We start from the raw sequence: 18,457 nt of genomic DNA, 5'->3' as shown, positions 1-18,457 counted from the left end.
TCATGCGCAATCCTGTAGGAGCGGCCTTGTGCCGCGAAAGGGTCGCGCAGCGGCCCCTTTTCATTTTTCACCCGAGGAACGGTCGGTCTTTTTTGGTTGCCTATGCTTGTACATACAAGTAAAGATGTGTTTGTATAGTCGCCACGACACACACATGCCGTCGGATGACCGCAGAGGACCTTTCCCGTGACTGACAACAACAAATACCGTGACGTAGAAATCCGCGCCCCGCGTGGCAACAAGCTGACCGCCAAGAGCTGGCTGACCGAAGCCCCGCTGCGCATGCTGATGAACAACCTCGACCCGCAGGTCGCCGAAAACCCCAAAGAGCTGGTGGTGTACGGCGGCATCGGCCGCGCCGCGCGCAACTGGGAGTGCTACGACAAGATCGTCGAGACCCTGACCCGCCTGGAAGACGACGAAACCCTGCTGGTGCAGTCGGGCAAGCCGGTCGGCGTGTTCAAGACCCACAGCAATGCCCCGCGCGTGCTGATCGCCAACTCCAACCTGGTGCCGCACTGGGCCAACTGGGAGCACTTCAACGAGCTGGACGCGAAAGGCCTGGCCATGTACGGCCAGATGACCGCCGGCAGCTGGATCTACATCGGCAGCCAGGGCATCGTCCAGGGCACCTACGAAACCTTCGTCGAGGCTGGCCGCCAGCACTACAACGGCAGCCTCAAGGGCAAGTGGGTACTGACTGCGGGCCTGGGTGGCATGGGCGGCGCCCAGCCATTGGCCGCAACGCTTGCCGGCGCCTGTTCGCTGAACATCGAGTGCCAGCAGAGCCGCATCGATTTCCGCCTGGAAACCCGCTACGTCGATGAACAGGCCACTGACCTGGATGACGCCTTGGCACGCATCGCCAAGTACACCGCCGAAGGCAAGGCCATCTCCATCGCCCTGCACGGCAACGCCGCCGAAATCCTGCCAGAGCTGGTCAAGCGTGGCGTGCGCCCAGACATGGTCACCGACCAGACCAGCGCCCACGACCCGCTCAACGGCTACCTGCCGGCTGGCTGGACCTGGGAGCAGTACCGCGACCGCGCCCAGACCGACCCGGCTGCCGTGGTCAAGGCCGCCAAGCAATCGATGGCCGTGCACGTCAAAGCCATGCTCGACTTCCAGAAGCAGGGCATCCCGACCTTCGACTACGGCAACAACATCCGCCAGATGGCCAAGGAAGAGGGCGTGGCCAACGCCTTCGACTTCCCGGGCTTCGTGCCGGCCTACATCCGCCCGCTGTTCTGCCGCGGTGTCGGCCCGTTCCGCTGGGCCGCGCTGTCGGGCGACGCCGAAGACATCTACAAGACCGACGCCAAGGTCAAGGAACTGATCCCCGACGACGCCCACCTGCACCGCTGGCTGGACATGGCCCGCGAGCGCATCAGCTTCCAGGGCCTGCCGGCGCGTATCTGCTGGGTTGGCCTGGGCCTGCGCGCCAAGCTGGGCCTGGCGTTCAACGAAATGGTGCGCAGCGGCGAGCTCTCGGCGCCGGTCGTCATCGGCCGTGACCACCTGGACTCGGGCTCGGTGTCCAGCCCCAACCGCGAGACCGAAGCCATGCGCGACGGCTCCGACGCGGTCTCCGACTGGCCGCTGCTCAACGCCCTGCTCAACACCGCGGGCGGCGCCACCTGGGTTTCGCTGCACCACGGCGGTGGCGTGGGCATGGGCTTCTCCCAGCATTCGGGCATGGTCATCGTCTGTGACGGTACCGATGAAGCGGCCGAGCGTATCGCCCGCGTCCTGACCAACGACCCAGGGACCGGCGTGATGCGCCACGCCGATGCCGGTTACCAGATCGCCATCGACTGCGCCAAGGAGCAGGGCCTGGACCTGCCGATGATCACTGGCTGATCGCCGCGCTTTGGATCGCACCCCTCAGGGGTGATACTGAACAACAAGAAGGGGCCCGATGGCCCCAAGCGATTGGAGTAGCGAAGTGACCGAATTGACCCTCAAGCCCGGCACCCTGACCCTGGCCCAACTGCGTGCCATCCATGCCGCGCCTGTACGCCTGCAGCTGGATGCCAGCGCCGCGCCGGCCATCGACGCCAGCGTCGCCTGCGTCGAGCAGATCATCGCCGAAGACCGCACCGCCTACGGCATCAACACCGGTTTCGGCCTGCTGGCCTCGACCCGCATCGCCAGCCATGACCTCGAGAACCTGCAGCGCTCGCTGGTGCTGTCCCACGCCGCCGGTATCGGCGCGCCGCTGGACGACAGCCTGGTGCGCCTGATCATGGTGCTCAAGATCAACAGCCTCAGCCGTGGCTTCTCCGGTATCCGTCGCAAAGTGATCGACGCGCTGATCGCCCTGGTCAACGCCGAAGTCTACCCGCACATCCCGCTCAAGGGCTCGGTCGGCGCCTCCGGCGACCTGGCCCCGCTGGCGCATATGTCGCTGGTGCTGCTGGGCGAGGGCAAGGCCCGCTACCAGGGCCAGTGGTTGTCGGCCACCGAAGCCCTGGCCGTCGCTGGCCTGGAGCCGCTGACGCTCGCCGCAAAAGAAGGCCTGGCGCTGCTCAACGGCACCCAGGCATCCACCGCCTACGCCCTGCGCGGCCTGTTCCAGGCCGAAGACCTGTACGCCGCGGCCATCGCCTGTGGCGGCCTGAGCGTCGAGGCGGCGCTGGGTTCGCGTTCACCGTTCGATGCGCGCATCCATGAAGTGCGTGGCCAGCGCGGCCAGATCGACACCGCTGCCTGCTTCCGTGACCTGCTGGGTGATTCCAGCGAAGTGTCGCTGTCGCACAAGAACTGCGACAAGGTCCAGGATCCGTACTCCCTGCGCTGCCAACCACAGGTCATGGGCGCCTGCCTGACCCAGATTCGCCAGGCCGCCGAGGTGCTGGGCATCGAAGCCAACGCCGTGTCGGACAACCCGCTGGTGTTCGCCGCCGAGGGTGACGTGATTTCCGGTGGCAACTTCCACGCCGAACCTGTGGCCATGGCCGCCGACAACCTCGCCCTGGCGATCGCCGAGATCGGCTCGCTGAGCGAGCGTCGCATCTCGCTGATGATGGACAAGCACATGTCCCAGCTGCCGCCGTTCCTGGTGGAGAACGGTGGGGTCAACTCCGGCTTCATGATCGCCCAGGTCACCGCCGCCGCGCTGGCCAGCGAGAACAAGGCGCTGTCGCACCCGCACAGCGTCGACAGCCTGCCGACCTCGGCCAACCAGGAAGACCACGTGTCGATGGCCCCGGCCGCTGGCAAGCGTCTATGGGAAATGGCCGAGAACACCCGTGGCGTGTTGGCCATCGAATGGCTGGGCGCCTGCCAGGGCCTGGACCTGCGCAAGGGGCTGAAGACCTCGGTCAAGCTGGAGCAGGCGCGCCAGGCGCTGCGCCGCGAAGTGCCGCACTATGACCGCGACCGTTTCTTCGCGCCGGACATCGAAGCAGCCTCCACGCTGCTGGCCAACGGCACCTTGACTGGCCTGCTGCCGGCTGGGGTTCTGCCTAGCCTGTGATACCGCATTCGCCGGCAAGCCGGCTCCTACGGGGTTCTCTGTAGGAGCCGGCTTGCCGGCGAACGGCCCTCATACTCACGACCAGAACAACAATAAGGACGTGACATGCAACAAGCTCAAGGTCTCAAGCGCGGGCTATCGGCCCGGCATATCCGTTTCATGGCGCTCGGTTCGGCAATCGGTACCGGGCTTTTCTACGGCTCCGCCTCGGCCATCCAGATGGCCGGCCCGGCCGTGCTGCTGGCCTACCTGATCGGTGGCGCCGCAGTGTTCATGGTGATGCGCGCCCTCGGTGAGATGGCCGTGCACAACCCGGTGGCCGGCTCCTTCGGTCACTACGCCAGCACCTACCTCGGCCCCATGGCCGGCTTCATCCTCGGCTGGACCTACGCCTTCGAGATGGTCATCGTCGCCATCGCCGACGTGACGGCCTTCGGTATCTACATGGGCTTCTGGTTCCCCGAGGTCGCCCGCTGGATCTGGGTGCTGGGCATCGTCTTCCTGATCGGCGGCCTGAACCTGTGCAACGTGCGGGTCTTCGGCGAGATGGAATTCTGGCTGTCGCTGCTCAAGGTCGGCGCCATCGTCGCGATGATCCTCGCCGGCCTCGGCATCATGGCCTTCGGCTTCAGCCAGGTGGGTACCGGGCACGCGGTCGGGGTGAGCAACCTGTTCGAGCATGGCGGCTTCATGCCCAATGGTGTCAGTGGCCTGATCGCTTCGTTCGCGGTGGTGATGTTCGCCTTCGGCGGCATCGAGATCATCGGCGTCACCGCCGGTGAGGCGAAGGACCCACAGCGCGTGATCCCCAAGGCGATCAACGCCGTACCACTGCGTATCCTGCTGTTCTATGTGCTCACCCTGTTGGTGCTGATGTGCCTCTACCCGTGGCCGCAGATCGGCAGCCAGGGCAGCCCGTTCGTGCAGATCTTCAGCAACCTGGGGATCGGTTCCGCCGCGGCCGTGCTCAATATCGTGGTGATCTCGGCAGCTATCTCGGCGATCAACAGCGACATCTTCGGCGCCGGCCGCATGATGTACGGCCTGGCCCAGCACGGCCAGGCGCCGCGTGGCTTCGGCAAGCTGTCGAAACACGGCGTGCCGTGGATGACCGTGGTGGTGATGGGCGCGGCGCTGCTGGTTGGCGTGCTGCTCAACTACCTGATCCCAGAGAACGTGTTCCTGCTGATCGCCTCCATCGCGACGTTCGCTACCGTGTGGGTGTGGCTGATGATCCTGGTCACCCAGGTGGCCATGCGCCGCAGCATGAGCCGCGAAGAGGTCGCCCAGCTCAAGTTCCCGGTACCGTTCTGGCCTTATGGCCCGGCCCTGGCCATTGCCTTCATGGTGTTCATCTTCGGTGTGCTCGGCTACTTCCCCGACACCCAGGCAGCGTTGATCGTCGGCGTGATCTGGGTGGTGTTCCTGGTGGCATCCTACCTGCTGTGGTGCAAGCCGCGCGCGGGCCGGGGCGAGCCGGCCCAGGAGCCTGTCGAGCTGCACCGTTGAAGCTTACAAGGAGATCCTGATGAGAACCCTCTGGCAGCACTGCCACGCAGCGACCATGACCGAGGGCCGTTACTCGGTCATCGAGGACGCGGCAATCGTCATCAGCGCTGGCCTGATCGAATGGATCGGCCCGCGCGGTGAGGTACCGCCGGTCGCGGCCGACCGCGTCGTCGACCTGGGCGGCGCCTGGGTGACGCCTGGGCTGATCGACTGCCACACCCACGCGGTGTTCGGTGGCAACCGCAGCGGCGAGTTCGAACAGCGCCTGCAGGGCGTGAGCTATGCCGAGATCGCCGCCCAGGGCGGTGGTATCGCCAGCACCGTGCGGGCCACCCGCGCGGCCAGCGAGGACGCGCTGCTGGCCAGTGCCCGCCAGCGGGTCCAGGCGCTGATGCGCGACGGTGTGACCACGATCGAGATCAAGTCCGGCTACGGCCTGGACCTCGAGAACGAACGCAAGATGCTGCGCGTCGCCCGGCGCCTGGGCGAGGAACTGCCAGTGACCGTGCGCAACACCTGCCTGGCCGCCCACGCCCTGCCGCCGGAATACGCGGGCAGGGCGGACGACTACATCGACCATATCTGCGAGCAGATGCTCCCGGCACTGGCCACCGAGGGGCTGGTGGATGCGGTGGATGCGTTCTGCGAACACCTGGCGTTCTCGCCAGCCCAGGTCGAGCGCCTGTTCATCAAGGCGCGCGCGCTGGGGCTGCCGGTCAAGCTGCACGCCGAGCAGTTGTCGTCGCTGCACGGTTCGAGCCTGGCGGCACGCTACCAGGCGCTGTCGGCCGACCACCTGGAGTTCATGACTGAAGAGGACGCCATCGCCATGGCCAAGGCTGGCACGGTCGCCGTGCTGCTGCCGGGTGCGTTCTACTTCCTGCGTGAAACCCAGCTGCCGCCGATGGATGCCTTGCGCCGCCATGGGGTGAAGATTGCCCTGGCCAGCGACCTTAACCCCGGCACCTCGCCGGGGCTTTCGCTGCGCCTGATGCTGAATATGGGGTGCACCTGTTTCCGCATGACCCCGGAAGAGGCCCTGGCCGGCGTCACCCTGCACGCCGCCACCGCGCTGGGGCTGGGCCACAGCCATGGTTCGCTGGAAGTGGGCAAGGTGGCGGACTTCGTCGCCTGGCAGATCGAGCGCCCAGCCGACCTCAGCTACTGGCTCGGCGGCGACCTGCCCAAGCGCGTGGTGCGCCTGGGCCATGAAATATCCAATTGAGCGAGGCGACATGGACAAGGTTTTGAGTTTCCACCAGGGCCGCCTGCCCTTGCTGATCAGCATGCCCCACGCCGGGTTGAACCTGACCGCCGCGGTGCGCGACGGCCTGGTCGAGCCCGCGCGCAGCCTGCCGGACACCGACTGGCACATCCCTCGTCTGTACGACTTCGCCCGTGAACTGGGTGCCAGTGTGGTGGCGGCGGAGTACTCGCGGTTCGTCATCGATCTCAACCGGCCGGATGACGACAAGCCGCTCTATGTCGGCGCCACCACCGGTTTGTACCCGGCGACCTTGTTTGACGGCGAGCCGTTGTTCAAGGATGGCCAGGTGCCGACCGCCGACGAACGGGCAACGTACCTGGAGGGGATCTGGCGGCCCTACCACGAGACGATTCGTCGTGAACTGGACCGCCTGCGCGACGAGTTCGGCTATGCATTGTTGTGGGATGCCCACTCGATCCGTTCGCTGATCCCGCACTTGTTCGACGGCAAGCTGCCGGACTTCAACCTGGGCACCTTCAATGGTGCCAGTTGCGATCCGGTATTGGCCGAGCGGCTGCTGGGTGTTTGCGCCGAGTTCCCGGCTTACAGCCATGTGCTCAACGGGCGTTTCAAGGGTGGGCATATCACCCGCCATTACGGTGATCCGGCCAACCAGATTCATGCGGTGCAACTGGAGCTGGGGCAGTGCACCTATATGAATGAAGTGGAGCCGTTCGGCTATCGCGAAGATTTGGCACAGCCGACGCAGGTGGTGCTCAAGCGCTTGTTGGAGACTGTGCTGGCGTGGGGTGAGGAGCGGTACCGGGGTGGTTCGCGAGGGTAGGGCATTCGACCGCGTCAGGGCTTACAGGTGTTCGCCGCAGGGTTTGTGGCGCCTGTGAGATCGAGCGCCGCCTGCGCGGCGCATCGCGGATGAATCCGCTCCTACAGGGCCAGTTCGGCACGACGCGGTATGTCGCCAGGCGCCAAGGATGGCAACCATGGCCTCGCAGGTGCGGCACGTTGCAATCGATGTAGGAGCGGATTCATCCGCGATGCGCCGCGCGGGCGGCGCTTGATCTCGAGGGCGCTGAAGAGCCCTCGTTGAACACCTGCCAGCCCTGATGCAATCTCAATCCATGCCCTCCGCCCGTGCCTCCCATCGCCAGCAAGCCCAAAAACCCGACGATTCACACGGACACATGCTCTTCGCGCAATTCAGGTTTATGATGCCCAACGGCAGATAAAAACCTCACACGGAGTGCGCAATGCAGACCCTCTACCCGCAGATCAAACCCTACGCCCGGCACGATCTGGCCGTGGAAGCGCCGCATGTGCTGTATGTCGATGAAAGCGGCTCACCGGAAGGTCTGCCCGTGGTGTTCATCCACGGCGGCCCGGGCGCCGGCTGCGACGCGCAAAGCCGTTGCTACTTCGACCCCAATCTGTACCGCATCATCACCTTCGACCAGCGCGGTTGTGGCCGCTCCACGCCCCACGCCAGCCTGGAGAACAACACCACCTGGCATCTGGTCGAGGACCTGGAACGTATCCGCGAGCACCTGGGCATCGAAAAGTGGGTGCTGTTCGGCGGCTCGTGGGGTTCGACGCTGGCCCTGGCCTACGCCCAGACCCACCCCGAGCGTGTGCATGGCCTGATCCTGCGCGGGATCTTCCTGTGCCGCCCGCAGGAAATCAGCTGGTTCTACCAGGAGGGCGCCAGCCGCCTGTTCCCCGACTACTGGCAGGACTACATCGCGCCGATCCCGCCGGAGGAACGCGGCGACCTGGTCAAGGCCTTCCACAAACGCCTGATCGGTAACGACCAGATCGCCCAGATGCACGCCGCCAAGGCCTGGTCCACCTGGGAGGGCCGTACCGCCACCCTGCGCCCGAACCCGCTGGTGGTCGATCGCTTCTCCGAGCCGCAGCGTGCCCTGTCGATCGCCCGCATCGAATGCCATTACTTCACCAACAATGCATTCCTCGAGCAGGACCAGCTGATTCGCGACATGCCGAAGATCGCCCACCTGCCGGCGGTGATCGTGCACGGTCGCTATGATGTGATCTGCCCGCTGGACAACGCCTGGGAACTGCATCAGGCCTGGCCGAACAGTGAATTGAAGGTCATCCGCGACGCCGGCCACGCCGCCTCCGAGCCTGGCATCACCGACGCCCTGGTGCGCGCTGCCGACCAGATGGCCCGGCGCCTGCTCGACCTGCCCCTGGAAGAAGCATGAAGGGGTTGATCCAGCGCGTACGCGGCGCGCGGGTGGAAGTGGCGGGGGAGATCGTCGGCGCCATCGACAACGGCTTGCTGGCGCTGGTGGCGGTCGAGCCTGAAGATACGCCCGAGCATGCCGACAAACTGTTGCACAAGCTGCTGAACTACCGGGTGTTCAGCGACGAGCAGGGCAAGATGAACCGCTCGCTGAAGGACATTGGCGGTGGCCTGCTGCTGGTGTCGCAATTCACCCTGGCCGCCGACACCCGCAACGGCATGCGCCCGAGCTTCTCGACGGCGGCACCGCCGGCCCTCGGCGCCGAGCTGTTCGACTACCTGCTGCAGCGAGCGCAGGGCCAGCACCCGGATGTGGCCAGCGGTCGCTTCGGTGCAGACATGCAGGTGCATCTGGTCAATGATGGCCCGGTAACATTTATGTTACAAATATGAGGTCAAAAAACCCTTTGTTTGTCGAAAAACAAGGGGTTTTGTACGATAAATAGTTTGTCCAGCCTGATGCGTTGTAACGCATCCTGCTGGATAATCGCGCGCTGCATGAACCTGCGTTCGCAGGTTCGTTTCACTTTGACTCGAGCATTGTCAGGATCCGTTTGGGGAATCATTACGCCCTCACGGGGTCCGAACAGTGCTCGCCAACCCGGCATTGGTCGCTGGCCGTTGGTTTCATGATCTGTTTTCGGCGAGGATTGCTCGTGATTGTAAGCCCCTGTATTGCACCTAGAATCCCCGGTACCCGGCTGCGCAAGGCCATGCTGGCCGGCGTGGCGCTGGTCGGCCTGTTGAGCGCGGGCCAGCTGTGGGCATTCAATCTTGACGATGTTGCAGCCAAGGCAAAGGATCTGGCCGGCCAGAAGTACGAGGCACCGAAGAGCAACCTGCCTCCGGTGTTCCGCGACATGAAGTACGCCGACTACCAGAAGATCCGCTTCCTCCAGGAAAAAGCCGAGTGGGCCAAGGACAAGACGCCGTTCAAGCTCTCGTTCTACCACCAGGGCATGCATTTCGACACGCCGGTGACGATCAACGAGATCACCGCCAACAAGGTCGAAGAGATCAAGTACGACCCGAGCCGCTTCGAGTTCGGCGACGTGCCGCATGACGCCGACGCCACCAAGAACCTCGGCTACGCCGGTTTCCGCGTGCTCTACCCGATCAACAAGGCCGACAAGCAGGACGAGATCATGACCCTGCTTGGCGCCAGCTACTTCCGCGTGGTCGGCAAGGGCCACCGCTACGGCCTGTCGGCCCGTGGCCTGGCCATCGACACCGCGCTGCCGTCCGGCGAGGAGTTTCCGCGCTTCCGCGAGTTCTGGATCGAGAAGCCCAAGCCGAAAGACAAGCACCTGGTGATCTACGCGCTGCTGGATTCGCCGCGTTCCACCGGCGCCTACAAGCTCACCCTGCGTCCGGGCGAAGACACCCTGGTCGACGTCAAGTCGCGCGTCTACCTGCGTGACAACGTCAGCCGCCTGGGTATCGCGCCGCTGACCAGCATGTACCTGTTCGGCCCCAACCAGCCGTCGAAAGTCATGAACTACCGCCCGGCCCTGCACGATTCCGAAGGCCTGTCGATCCATGCCGGCAACGGCGAGTGGCTGTGGCGCCCGCTGAACAACCCGAAACACCTGGCCGTGAGCAACTTCAGCGTCGAGAACCCGCGTGGTTTCGGCCTGCTGCAGCGTCAGCGCGACTTCAGCGACTACGAAGACCTCGATGACGAATACGAGAAGCGCCCAAGCACCTGGATCGAGCCGAAAGGCGACTGGGGCAAGGGTACCGTCGATCTGGTCGAGATCCCGACCGCCGACGAGACCAACGACAATATCGTGGCGTTCTGGAGCCCGGAAAAGCTGCCGGAAGTAGGCAAGCCGTTCGAGTACGACTACCGCCTGCGCTGGACCATCAAGGAAGACCAGCTGCACTCGCCTGAGCTGGGCTGGGTCAAGCAGACCCTGCGCTCCACCGGCGACGTCAAGCAGTCCAACCTTATCCGTCAGGCCGATGGCACTGTTGCCTTCCTGGTCGACTTCATCGGCCCGAACCTGGCCACCCTGCCGGCGGACACCGCCGTGCGCAGCCAGGTCAGCGTCGGCGACAACGCCGAAGTGGTTGAGAACAACCTGCGCTACAACCCTGAGACCAAGGGCTGGCGCCTGACCCTGCGCCTGAAGGTGCAGGATCCGAAGAAAGCCACCGAGATGCGTGCCGCGCTGCTGCACGACGTACCGGTCGAGGCGCCGAAACCCGCCAAGGACAGCAAGCAGGACAAGGCCACGGCCAAGCATGCCCACGCCAAGGCTGAAAAAGCCAAGGCCGAGCAGCCTGCCGAGCAACCCGCCGCCGACGCGGCATCCACCAACGGGACCCCGGCCACCACCGAGAAAGTGCTGACCGAGACCTGGAGCTATCAGTTGCCTGCCGATGAGTAACTCAAGCGCAAGGCCGGAATCGCTGAGCGAGTACCTGGCCCACCTCCCCCTGAGCGACGAGCAGCGCGCGGAACTTGCCCGCTGCACCTCGTTCAGCGAGCTGCACCAACGCCTGGCGGCCCAACCGGCCGCCAGCACCACCGAGGCCGCCCAGGCCTCGGTGGGCCCGCGTCTCACCGTCGGCAGCGCCGCCGAACTGGAGGAGGCCGAGATGCTCGGCGTCGACGCCAGCGGGCGGCTGTGCCTGAAGATCGCCCCGCCGATCAAGCGCACCAAGGTCGTCCCCGAACCGTGGCGCACCAATGTGCTGATCCGCATGTGGCGGCGCATGACCGGCCGTACCAACGCCCCGCAGCCGCCCAAGCGCGAGCTGCCGCCGGCGCGCTGGCGCACGGTCGGTTCGATCCGCCGCTACATCCTGCTCACCCTGATGATCGGCCAGACCCTCGTCGCCGGCTGGTACATGAAGGGCATCCTGCCGTACCAGGGCTGGTCGTTCGTCGACTTCGACGAAATCGTCCACCAGCCGCTCTGGGACACGGTGGTCCAGGTCTGGCCCTATGCCTTGCAGACGTCCATCCTGGTGCTCTTCGGCATTCTCTTCTGCTGGGTGTCGGCGGGCTTCTGGACCGCGTTGATGGGCTTCCTCGAGCTGCTCACCGGGCGTGACAAATACAAGATTTCCGGCAGCAGTGCCGGCAATGAGCCGATCGCCCCCGAAGCGCGCACCGCGCTAGTGATGCCGATCTGCAACGAAGACGTGCCGCGCGTGTTCGCCGGCCTGCGCGCAACGTTCGAGTCGGTGGCCGCCAGCGGCAACCTCGACCGTTTCGACTTCTTCGTGCTCAGCGACACCAACGACACCGACATCGCCGTCGCCGAACAGCAGGCCTGGCTGGACGTGTGCCGCGAGGCGAAAGGCTTCGGCCGCATCTTCTACCGCCGCCGTCGCCGCCGCGTGAAGCGCAAGAGCGGCAACCTCGACGACTTCTGCCGTCGCTGGGGTGGCGAGTACAAGTACATGGTCGTGCTCGACGCCGACAGCGTCATGAGCGGTGAGTGCCTGAGCAGCCTGGTGCGCCTGATGGAGGCCAACCCGGACGCCGGTATCATCCAGACCGGGCCCAAGGCCTCGGGCATGGACACCCTGTATGCGCGCCTGCAACAATTCGCCACCCGCGTGTACGGCCCGCTGTTCACCGCCGGCCTGCACTTCTGGCAACTGGGCGAGTCGCACTACTGGGGCCACAACGCGATCATCCGCATGAAGCCGTTCATCGAGCACTGCGCCTTGGCGCCGTTGCCGGGCAAGGGCGCCTTCGCCGGTGCGATTCTCTCCCACGACTTCGTCGAAGCCGCGCTGATGCGCCGTGCCGGCTGGGGCGTGTGGATCGCCTACGACCTGCCGGGCAGCTATGAAGAGTTGCCACCCAACTTGCTCGACGAACTCAAGCGTGACCGTCGCTGGTGCCACGGCAACCTGATGAACTTCCGCCTGTTCCTGGTCAAGGGCATGCACCCGGTACACCGCGCGGTGTTCCTCACCGGGGTGATGTCGTACCTGTCGGCACCGCTGTGGTTCCTGTTCCTGGTGCTGTCGACCGCGCTGCTGGCGACCAATACGCTGATGGAACCGCAATACTTCATCGAGCCGTTCCAGCTCTATCCGCTGTGGCCGCAGTGGCACCCGGAGAAGGCCATCGCGCTGTTCTCCACCACCATCGTGCTGCTGTTCCTGCCCAAGCTGCTCAGCGTCATCCTGATCTGGGCCAAGGGCGCCACCGAGTTTGGCGGACGCATCAAGGTCACCCTGTCGATGTTGCTGGAGATGCTGTTCTCCATGCTGCTGGCGCCGGTGCGGATGATCTTCCACACCCGCTTCGTGCTGGCCGCGTTCCTCGGCTGGGCGGCGACCTGGAATTCGCCGCAGCGTGACGACGACTCCACCCCGTGGAGCGAGGCGGTGCGCCGCCACGGTCCGCAGACTCTGCTGGGCATTGCCTGGGCGAGCCTGGTGGCCTGGCTGAACCCGAGTTTCCTGTGGTGGCTGGCGCCGATTGTCGGTTCGCTGGTGCTGTCGATCCCCGTTTCGGTGATCTCCAGCCGCGTGCGCCTGGGCCTGGCGGCCAGGGACGAGAAGCTGTTCCTCATCCCCGAGGAATACGCCACCCCGCCCGAGCTGCTGGCCACCGACCAGTACACCCACGAGAACCGCTGGCATGCCCTGCACGACGGTTTCGTGCGTGCCGTGGTCGACCCGCGCCAGAACGCCCTGGCCTGCGCCATGGCCACCGCGCGTCACGGCCAGGCGGCACCGATCGAGGCACTGCGCGCCGAACGCGTTGCCAAGGCGCTGGAAGTCGGCCCGAAAGGCCTGGACGGCAACACCCGTCTGGCCCTGCTGAGCGACCCGGTGGCGCTGTCGCGCCTGCATGAGCGGGTCTGGGCCGAGCACAACGCGGCCTGGATCGATGTGTGGCGTGCGTCGATCGACAACGATCCGCACTCGCCGCTGCTGCCGCTGCATCCGGAGAGCGTGGCTCAGCCAGCCCTGGCTTGAGCCTGATCCACCCGTTCGCCGGCAAGCCGGCTCCTACAGGTTCACCCCCGACCTCGTAGGAGCCGGCTTGCCGGCGAACAGGGGCAACACCTCCCGCCTTCTTATTGTTTTTTTGGCCAACAAAGTCCCCCCGGCTCTAGGTCCCAGCCCACGCATGCGTTAGCATCCCACCCGACATTGCGCATCGGTCTGTCAGGCCATGCTTACAAGAACAAATCGTGTACTTCTTGCTAGGGGACTTGGTGATGATGAAGAAATACCTGTCGCGACTGCTGGTCGGTGCGACCGCCCTCATCGCGGTAACCGCCGCCCAGGCCGGCGCCATCGACGACGCGGTCAAGCGCGGCACCCTGCGTGTGGGCATGGACCCGACCTACATGCCGTTCGAGATGACCAACAAGCGCGGCGAGATCATCGGCTTCGAAGTCGACATTCTCAAGGCGATGGCCAAGTCCATGGGCGTCAAGCTGGAGACCGTCTCCACCGCCTATGACGGCATCATCCCAGCCCTGCTGACCGACAAGTTCGACTTCATCGGCAGCGGCATGACCCTCACCCAAGAGCGCAACCTGCGCCTGAACTTCAGCGAACCCTTCATCGTCGTTGGCCAGACCCTGCTGATCCGCAAGGAGCTGGTGGGCGAGATCAAGTCGTACAAGGACCTGAACAACGAGAAGTACCGCATCACCTCCAAGCTGGGCACCACCGGCGAGATGGTCTCCAAGAAGCTGATCGGCAAGGCCAAGTACCACGGCTACGACAACGAGCAGGAAGCGGTGATGGACGTGGTCAACGGCAAGGCCGACGCCTTCGTCTATGACGCGCCGTACAACGTGGTGGCGGTGGAGAAGGCCGGTGCCGGCAAGCTGGCGTTCCTGGAAGAACCCTTCACCTACGAGCCGCTGGCCTTCGGCCTGAAGAAAGGCGACTACGACAGCATCAACTTCATCAACAACTTCCTGCACCAGATCAAGCATGACGGGACCTACGATCGTATCCACGACAAGTGGTTCAAGAACAAGGACTGGCTGAAGGAAATGGAATAAGAGGCAGCTTCAAGCCGCAAGCTGCAAGTTGCAAGAAGAGGCGGGGCGGAGTAAGGCCCATTTTTCTTGCAGCTTGTGGCTTGCGGCTTGTCGCTTTCTGGAGCGAGCAAGTGATCAAACATAAGAAAGCCCAGTGGCCCTGGCATGGGTTGACCGCGCTGGTCCTGGTGGGCCTGGCGTTCAGCCTGTACCTGGCCACCTCGATGATTTCCTACGAGTGGCGCTGGAACCGCGTTCCGCAATACTTTGCCTACAAGGCCGAGGAAACCCAGCGTGCCGCCAACCCAGGCACGATCGAGGAAATCGTGGTGTCCGGCGACAATGCCCGGGTCACCCTGAAAGATGAAGGCGGTGACACCCAGGTCATCGACGTTGCCAAGGACAGTCTGCTGCTGGCCCGTGGCGATGATGTCGCCGAAGGCGACGCCATCGGCGTGACTCGTCATTGGGCTGCCGGCCCCTTGGCCTGGGGCCTGTGGACCACGCTGTGGATTTCGGTGATCTCCGGCGCCCTGGGCCTGGTGATCGGCTTGTTCGCCGGCCTGTGCCGGCTGTCGAACAACCCGACCCTGCGCGACTTGTCCACGGTCTACGTCGAACTGGTACGCGGCACGCCGCTGCTGGTGCAGATCTTCATCTTCTACTTCTTCATCGGTACCGTGCTCAACCTGTCCCGCGAGTTCGCCGGGGTCGCGGCCTTGGCGCTGTTCACTGGCGCCTACGTGGCCGAGATCGTCCGTGCCGGCGTGCAGTCGATCGCCAAGGGCCAGAACGAAGCGGCGCGCTCGCTGGGCCTGAACGGCAGCCAGTCGATGCGCCACGTGATCCTGCCCCAGGCCTTCAAGCGCGTGCTGCCACCGCTGGCCGGACAGTTCATCAGCTTGGTGAAGGATACTTCGCTGGTGTCGGTGATCGCCATCACCGAGCTGACCAAGAGCGGCCGCGAGGCCATCACCACGTCGTTCTCGACCTTCGAGATCTGGTTCTGCGTGGCAGGCCTGTACCTGCTGATCAACCTGCCGCTGTCGCATATCGCCAGCCGGCTCGAGCGGAGGCTTGCGCAAAGTGATTGAAGTCCGTGATCTGCTGAAAGTCTTCGACACCCGCGGCCAGGTGGTGCGCGCGGTGGACAACGTCACCACCGGTGTCGCCAAGGGCGAGGTGGTGGTGGTGCTCGGGCCGTCGGGCTCGGGCAAGTCGACCTTCCTGCGCTGCCTGAACGGCCTGGAGCACTTCGACGATGGGCATGTGTCCATCAATGGCCTGCAACTGGACGACCCGAAGACCGATATCAATGCTTATCGACGCGAAGTCGGCATGGTGTTCCAGCACTTCAACCTGTTCCCGCACATGACCGTGCTGGAGAACCTGTGCCTGGCGCAGAAAGTGGTGCGCAAGCGCGGCAAGGCCGAGCGCGAGGCCAAGGCCCGTGCGTTGCTGGAGAAGGTCGGCATTGCCCAGAAGGCCAACGAGTACCCGTCGCGGCTCTCGGGCGGCCAGCAACAGCGGGTGGCCATTGCCCGGGCCCTGGCGATGGACCCGAAGGTGATGCTGTTCGACGAGCCGACTTCGGCGCTCGACCCGGAAATGGTCGGCGAGGTGCTGGACGTGATGAAGACCCTGGCCCAGGAAGGCATGACCATGGTCTGCGTCACCCACGAAATGGGCTTTGCCCGGGAAGTGGCTGACCGCGTGCTGTTCTTCGACCATGGCAAGCTGCTGGAAGACTCGGCGCCGCGGGAGTTCTTTGCCGCGCCGAAGGATCCGCGCGCGCAGGCGTTCCTGCGCCAGGTCCTGTAGTACCTGTTCGCCGGCAAGCCGGCTCCTACAGGCATTTGTAGGAGCCGGCTTGCCGGCGAACCGGCCTCAAAGGCTGAACCGCCCCACCATCCCCCGTAACGCCCGCCCCAGCTGTTCCAACTCCCCACTTGAAGCCGCCGTCTGCTCACTGGCCTCACGGGTCTGATCGGAAACGTCCCGCACATTCATCACGCTGCGATTGATCTGCTCGGCAACCACGCTCTGCTGTTCGCTGGCGGTGGCAATCTGCTGGTTCATGCCCTGGATGGTCGACACGGTTTCGGTGATCTGCCCCAGTGCATCGCCCGCCTGGCGGCTGAGTTCGACGCTCTGCTCGGTGAGCTGCCTGCTGTCGTCCAGTAGGCCCATCACCTGGTCGGTACCGCTGTGCAGGTTGTCGATCAATTGCTCGATCTCCTCGGTGGACTGCTGGGTGCGCTGGGCCAGGCCACGCACTTCATCGGCGACCACGGCGAAGCCGCGTCCGGCCTCGCCAGCCCGTGCCGCCTCGATGGCGGCATTGAGCGCCAGCAGGTTGGTCTGCGCGGACACCGACTTGATCACATCGAGGATTGAACCGATACGTTGGCTTTCCCCGGCCAGGTGGCCCATGGCGGCCTGGCAGTGTTCCATTTGCCCGGCCAGTTGCTCGATACGCCCGACCGCCTGGGCCACCACCTGGTCGCCGCGTTGCGCCTGCGCATCGGCCGCAGTCGCCGCCCGTGAGGCCTGCTCGGCGTTCTGCGCCACTTCCTGGACCGTGGCACTCATCTGGTTCATCGCCGTGGCCACTTGGTCGGTTTCCTCTTTCTGCTGACCGACCCTGAGCTGAGTCTGCTCGCTGACCGTCGCCAGATCGTCGACTGCCTGGGATAGCTGGGCCACACCGTGGTCAATACCCCCCAGCAGGTCGCGCAGGCTCAAGGTCATCGCGCGCATGCTGCCTTGCAACTGCCCCAGTTCGTCACGACGTTGTACCTCGTCGACCTGGCTCAGATTGCCTTGGGCGATACGTTCGGCCTGGCGCAGGGCCTGTTTCAGCGGCACGGTGATCTGCTGGCTGATCAACCAGGCGGCCAGGGCACCGATCAGCAGGGCCAGCAGGGCGACGCTGGTCATCAAGCTGCGGGCGGCCAGGGCCTGCTCGTCACGCTGTTCGACCTGGTGATTGCTCAGGGCCTGGCTGCTGGCCGTGATCTGGTTGCCCAGCTGCTCCATGTCGTTCTGCAGCTGTTCGACGCTGATCGCTGCCTGGGCATACTGGCTGAGCTGTTCGCGAAAGCGGGCCAGGTTGCTGGTTACAGGAGCGGGCAGGGCGCTGTCGAGATTGACGCGCGGCAACCACTGGCGCAGTTGCTCGAGGGTGGTCTCGGCTCTAATTGCGGCGTTCTGGCCGACCTGCTCGAAGGCTTGCAGCGGCTCGCTGTAATAGGCCGGAACAGAGGCTTGCTGGCTGGCGATCTCCACCTGCCGTTCAAGGGTTTCGATGAAGTTGAGGGCTTCCCCTTGGGCGCTGGTCTGGTTGAGGCGCTTCACGAGCTGGCCTTGCAGCTCACTGATAGCGTGTTCCAGTTCACTGGTTTGGCTCTGCAGCGCGTCGTGCCGCTGTTGTCGAGCTTGCGCGGCGTGCTGGAGCTTGTCGAAGTCGGTCCGGTAGCGGCCGACGATTTCGCCCTTGTCCGTCAGCAGGCGCACATCTTCCGGGGCACTGTAGCGCGGTCGCATGGTGGCCAGCAGGCTTTCGACCTGGCCGAGTGTCTGGGCGAGCTGGGCACGGCTCTCGTCGTCGCCAAGCACCCGGAAGGTGATGCGCTCGGCGCGCAGGTCCTTGCTGTAGTCGTTGAGCTGGGCGATCTGGGTGAGCTTTTCCGAGCGGTCGATGGCATCGTCGAGGGCGAGCCAGCCGGTCAGGGTGGTCAATGAGGTGAGCAGCAGGACCACGGCAAAGCCCATGGTCAGCTTGAGGCGCACGCTGAGGTGGCCAAGCAGGCGGTTGAAAGGTCCGAGCATGGTGAGTCTCCGGCGAATGGGTTCAGGGGACTCATCGGCCGGGACTGCGTGGGACTGGACCTGAGATTTGGGTAGGAAAATTCCTAGCGATAAATAAGAAAATTCGTGAAGAGCGCGCTGGGCTCTGTAGGAGCGGCTTCAGCCGCGATGCAGGCACCGCGGTGTGTGGCACC

At 64.7% G+C, this 18,457-nt stretch carries 13 protein-coding genes; 12 read left to right on the top strand and 1 reads right to left on the bottom strand.

What is annotated here, in order from left to right; all coding sequences use genetic code 11:
* Positions 1-186 precede the first annotated feature (186 nt).
* The 12 genes from hutU to NGM28_RS01705 all read left to right on the top strand — a co-directional run bounded on the left by hutU (position 187) and on the right by NGM28_RS01705 (position 16,274).
* Positions 187-1,860 carry a urocanate hydratase gene (gene hutU, locus NGM28_RS01760; protein WP_011536088.1) on the top strand — a complete coding sequence of 558 codons (1,674 nt, stop codon included), beginning with the start codon at positions 187-189 and terminating at the stop codon, positions 1,858-1,860.
* A 58-nt stretch (positions 1,861-1,918) separates the two neighbouring features.
* Positions 1,919-3,478, top strand: coding sequence for a histidine ammonia-lyase (gene hutH, locus NGM28_RS01755; protein WP_252088487.1), 1,560 nt, complete (start codon positions 1,919-1,921; stop codon positions 3,476-3,478).
* Positions 3,479-3,583: 105 nt separating this feature from the next.
* Positions 3,584-4,987, top strand: coding sequence for an L-histidine transporter HutT (locus NGM28_RS01750; RefSeq protein ID WP_240066927.1), 1,404 nt, complete (start codon positions 3,584-3,586; stop codon positions 4,985-4,987).
* A 19-nt stretch (positions 4,988-5,006) separates the two neighbouring features.
* On the top strand, positions 5,007-6,212 hold the full coding sequence (gene hutI / locus NGM28_RS01745; RefSeq protein ID WP_252088486.1) for an imidazolonepropionase: 1,206 nt from the start codon (positions 5,007-5,009) through the stop codon (positions 6,210-6,212).
* 10 nt (positions 6,213-6,222) lie between these two features.
* The gene (hutG, locus tag NGM28_RS01740; protein ID WP_240066925.1) at positions 6,223-7,038 is read left to right on the top strand and encodes an N-formylglutamate deformylase; all 816 of its coding nucleotides are present in this window, start codon (positions 6,223-6,225) and stop codon (positions 7,036-7,038) included.
* A gap of 424 nt (positions 7,039-7,462) precedes the next feature.
* Positions 7,463-8,434, top strand: coding sequence for a prolyl aminopeptidase (gene pip / locus NGM28_RS01735; RefSeq protein ID WP_240066924.1), 972 nt, complete (start codon positions 7,463-7,465; stop codon positions 8,432-8,434).
* On the top strand, positions 8,431-8,868 hold the full coding sequence (gene dtd, locus NGM28_RS01730) for a D-aminoacyl-tRNA deacylase (RefSeq protein ID WP_011536082.1): 438 nt from the start codon (positions 8,431-8,433) through the stop codon (positions 8,866-8,868). Before pip ends, dtd begins: the two co-directional genes overlap by 4 nt.
* 263 nt (positions 8,869-9,131) lie before the next feature.
* On the top strand, positions 9,132-10,868 hold the full coding sequence (locus tag NGM28_RS01725; protein ID WP_345791132.1) for a glucan biosynthesis protein G: 1,737 nt from the start codon (positions 9,132-9,134) through the stop codon (positions 10,866-10,868).
* Positions 10,861-13,428: a glucans biosynthesis glucosyltransferase MdoH gene (gene mdoH, locus NGM28_RS01720; RefSeq protein WP_240066922.1), complete on the top strand. Its 2,568-nt coding sequence runs from the start codon at positions 10,861-10,863 to the stop codon at positions 13,426-13,428. Before NGM28_RS01725 ends, mdoH begins: the two co-directional genes overlap by 8 nt.
* 248 nt (positions 13,429-13,676) lie before the next feature.
* Complete coding sequence (locus NGM28_RS01715) at positions 13,677-14,474, top strand: transporter substrate-binding domain-containing protein (protein WP_044488904.1); 798 nt, start codon at positions 13,677-13,679, stop codon at positions 14,472-14,474.
* 110 nt (positions 14,475-14,584) lie between these two features.
* On the top strand, positions 14,585-15,547 hold the full coding sequence (locus NGM28_RS01710; protein WP_213658642.1) for an amino acid ABC transporter permease: 963 nt from the start codon (positions 14,585-14,587) through the stop codon (positions 15,545-15,547).
* Positions 15,540-16,274: an amino acid ABC transporter ATP-binding protein gene (locus tag NGM28_RS01705; protein WP_240066936.1), complete on the top strand. Its 735-nt coding sequence runs from the start codon at positions 15,540-15,542 to the stop codon at positions 16,272-16,274. Before NGM28_RS01710 ends, NGM28_RS01705 begins: the two co-directional genes overlap by 8 nt.
* Positions 16,275-16,340: 66 nt before the next feature.
* Here the strand turns inward: NGM28_RS01705 and NGM28_RS01700 are convergent, their stop codons facing one another.
* Positions 16,341-18,284: a methyl-accepting chemotaxis protein gene (locus tag NGM28_RS01700; RefSeq protein ID WP_252088485.1), complete on the bottom strand. Its 1,944-nt coding sequence runs from the start codon at positions 18,282-18,284 to the stop codon at positions 16,341-16,343.
* Positions 18,285-18,457: the final 173 nt, after the last annotated feature.

This window comes from Pseudomonas sp. MWU13-3659 (assembly GCF_023757525.1).
In the GTDB taxonomy this organism is placed as follows: domain Bacteria; phylum Pseudomonadota; class Gammaproteobacteria; order Pseudomonadales; family Pseudomonadaceae; genus Aquipseudomonas; species Aquipseudomonas entomophila_E.
Note: the sequence above shows the minus strand (reverse complement) of the source record. Positions and strands in the feature narration are given on the sequence as shown.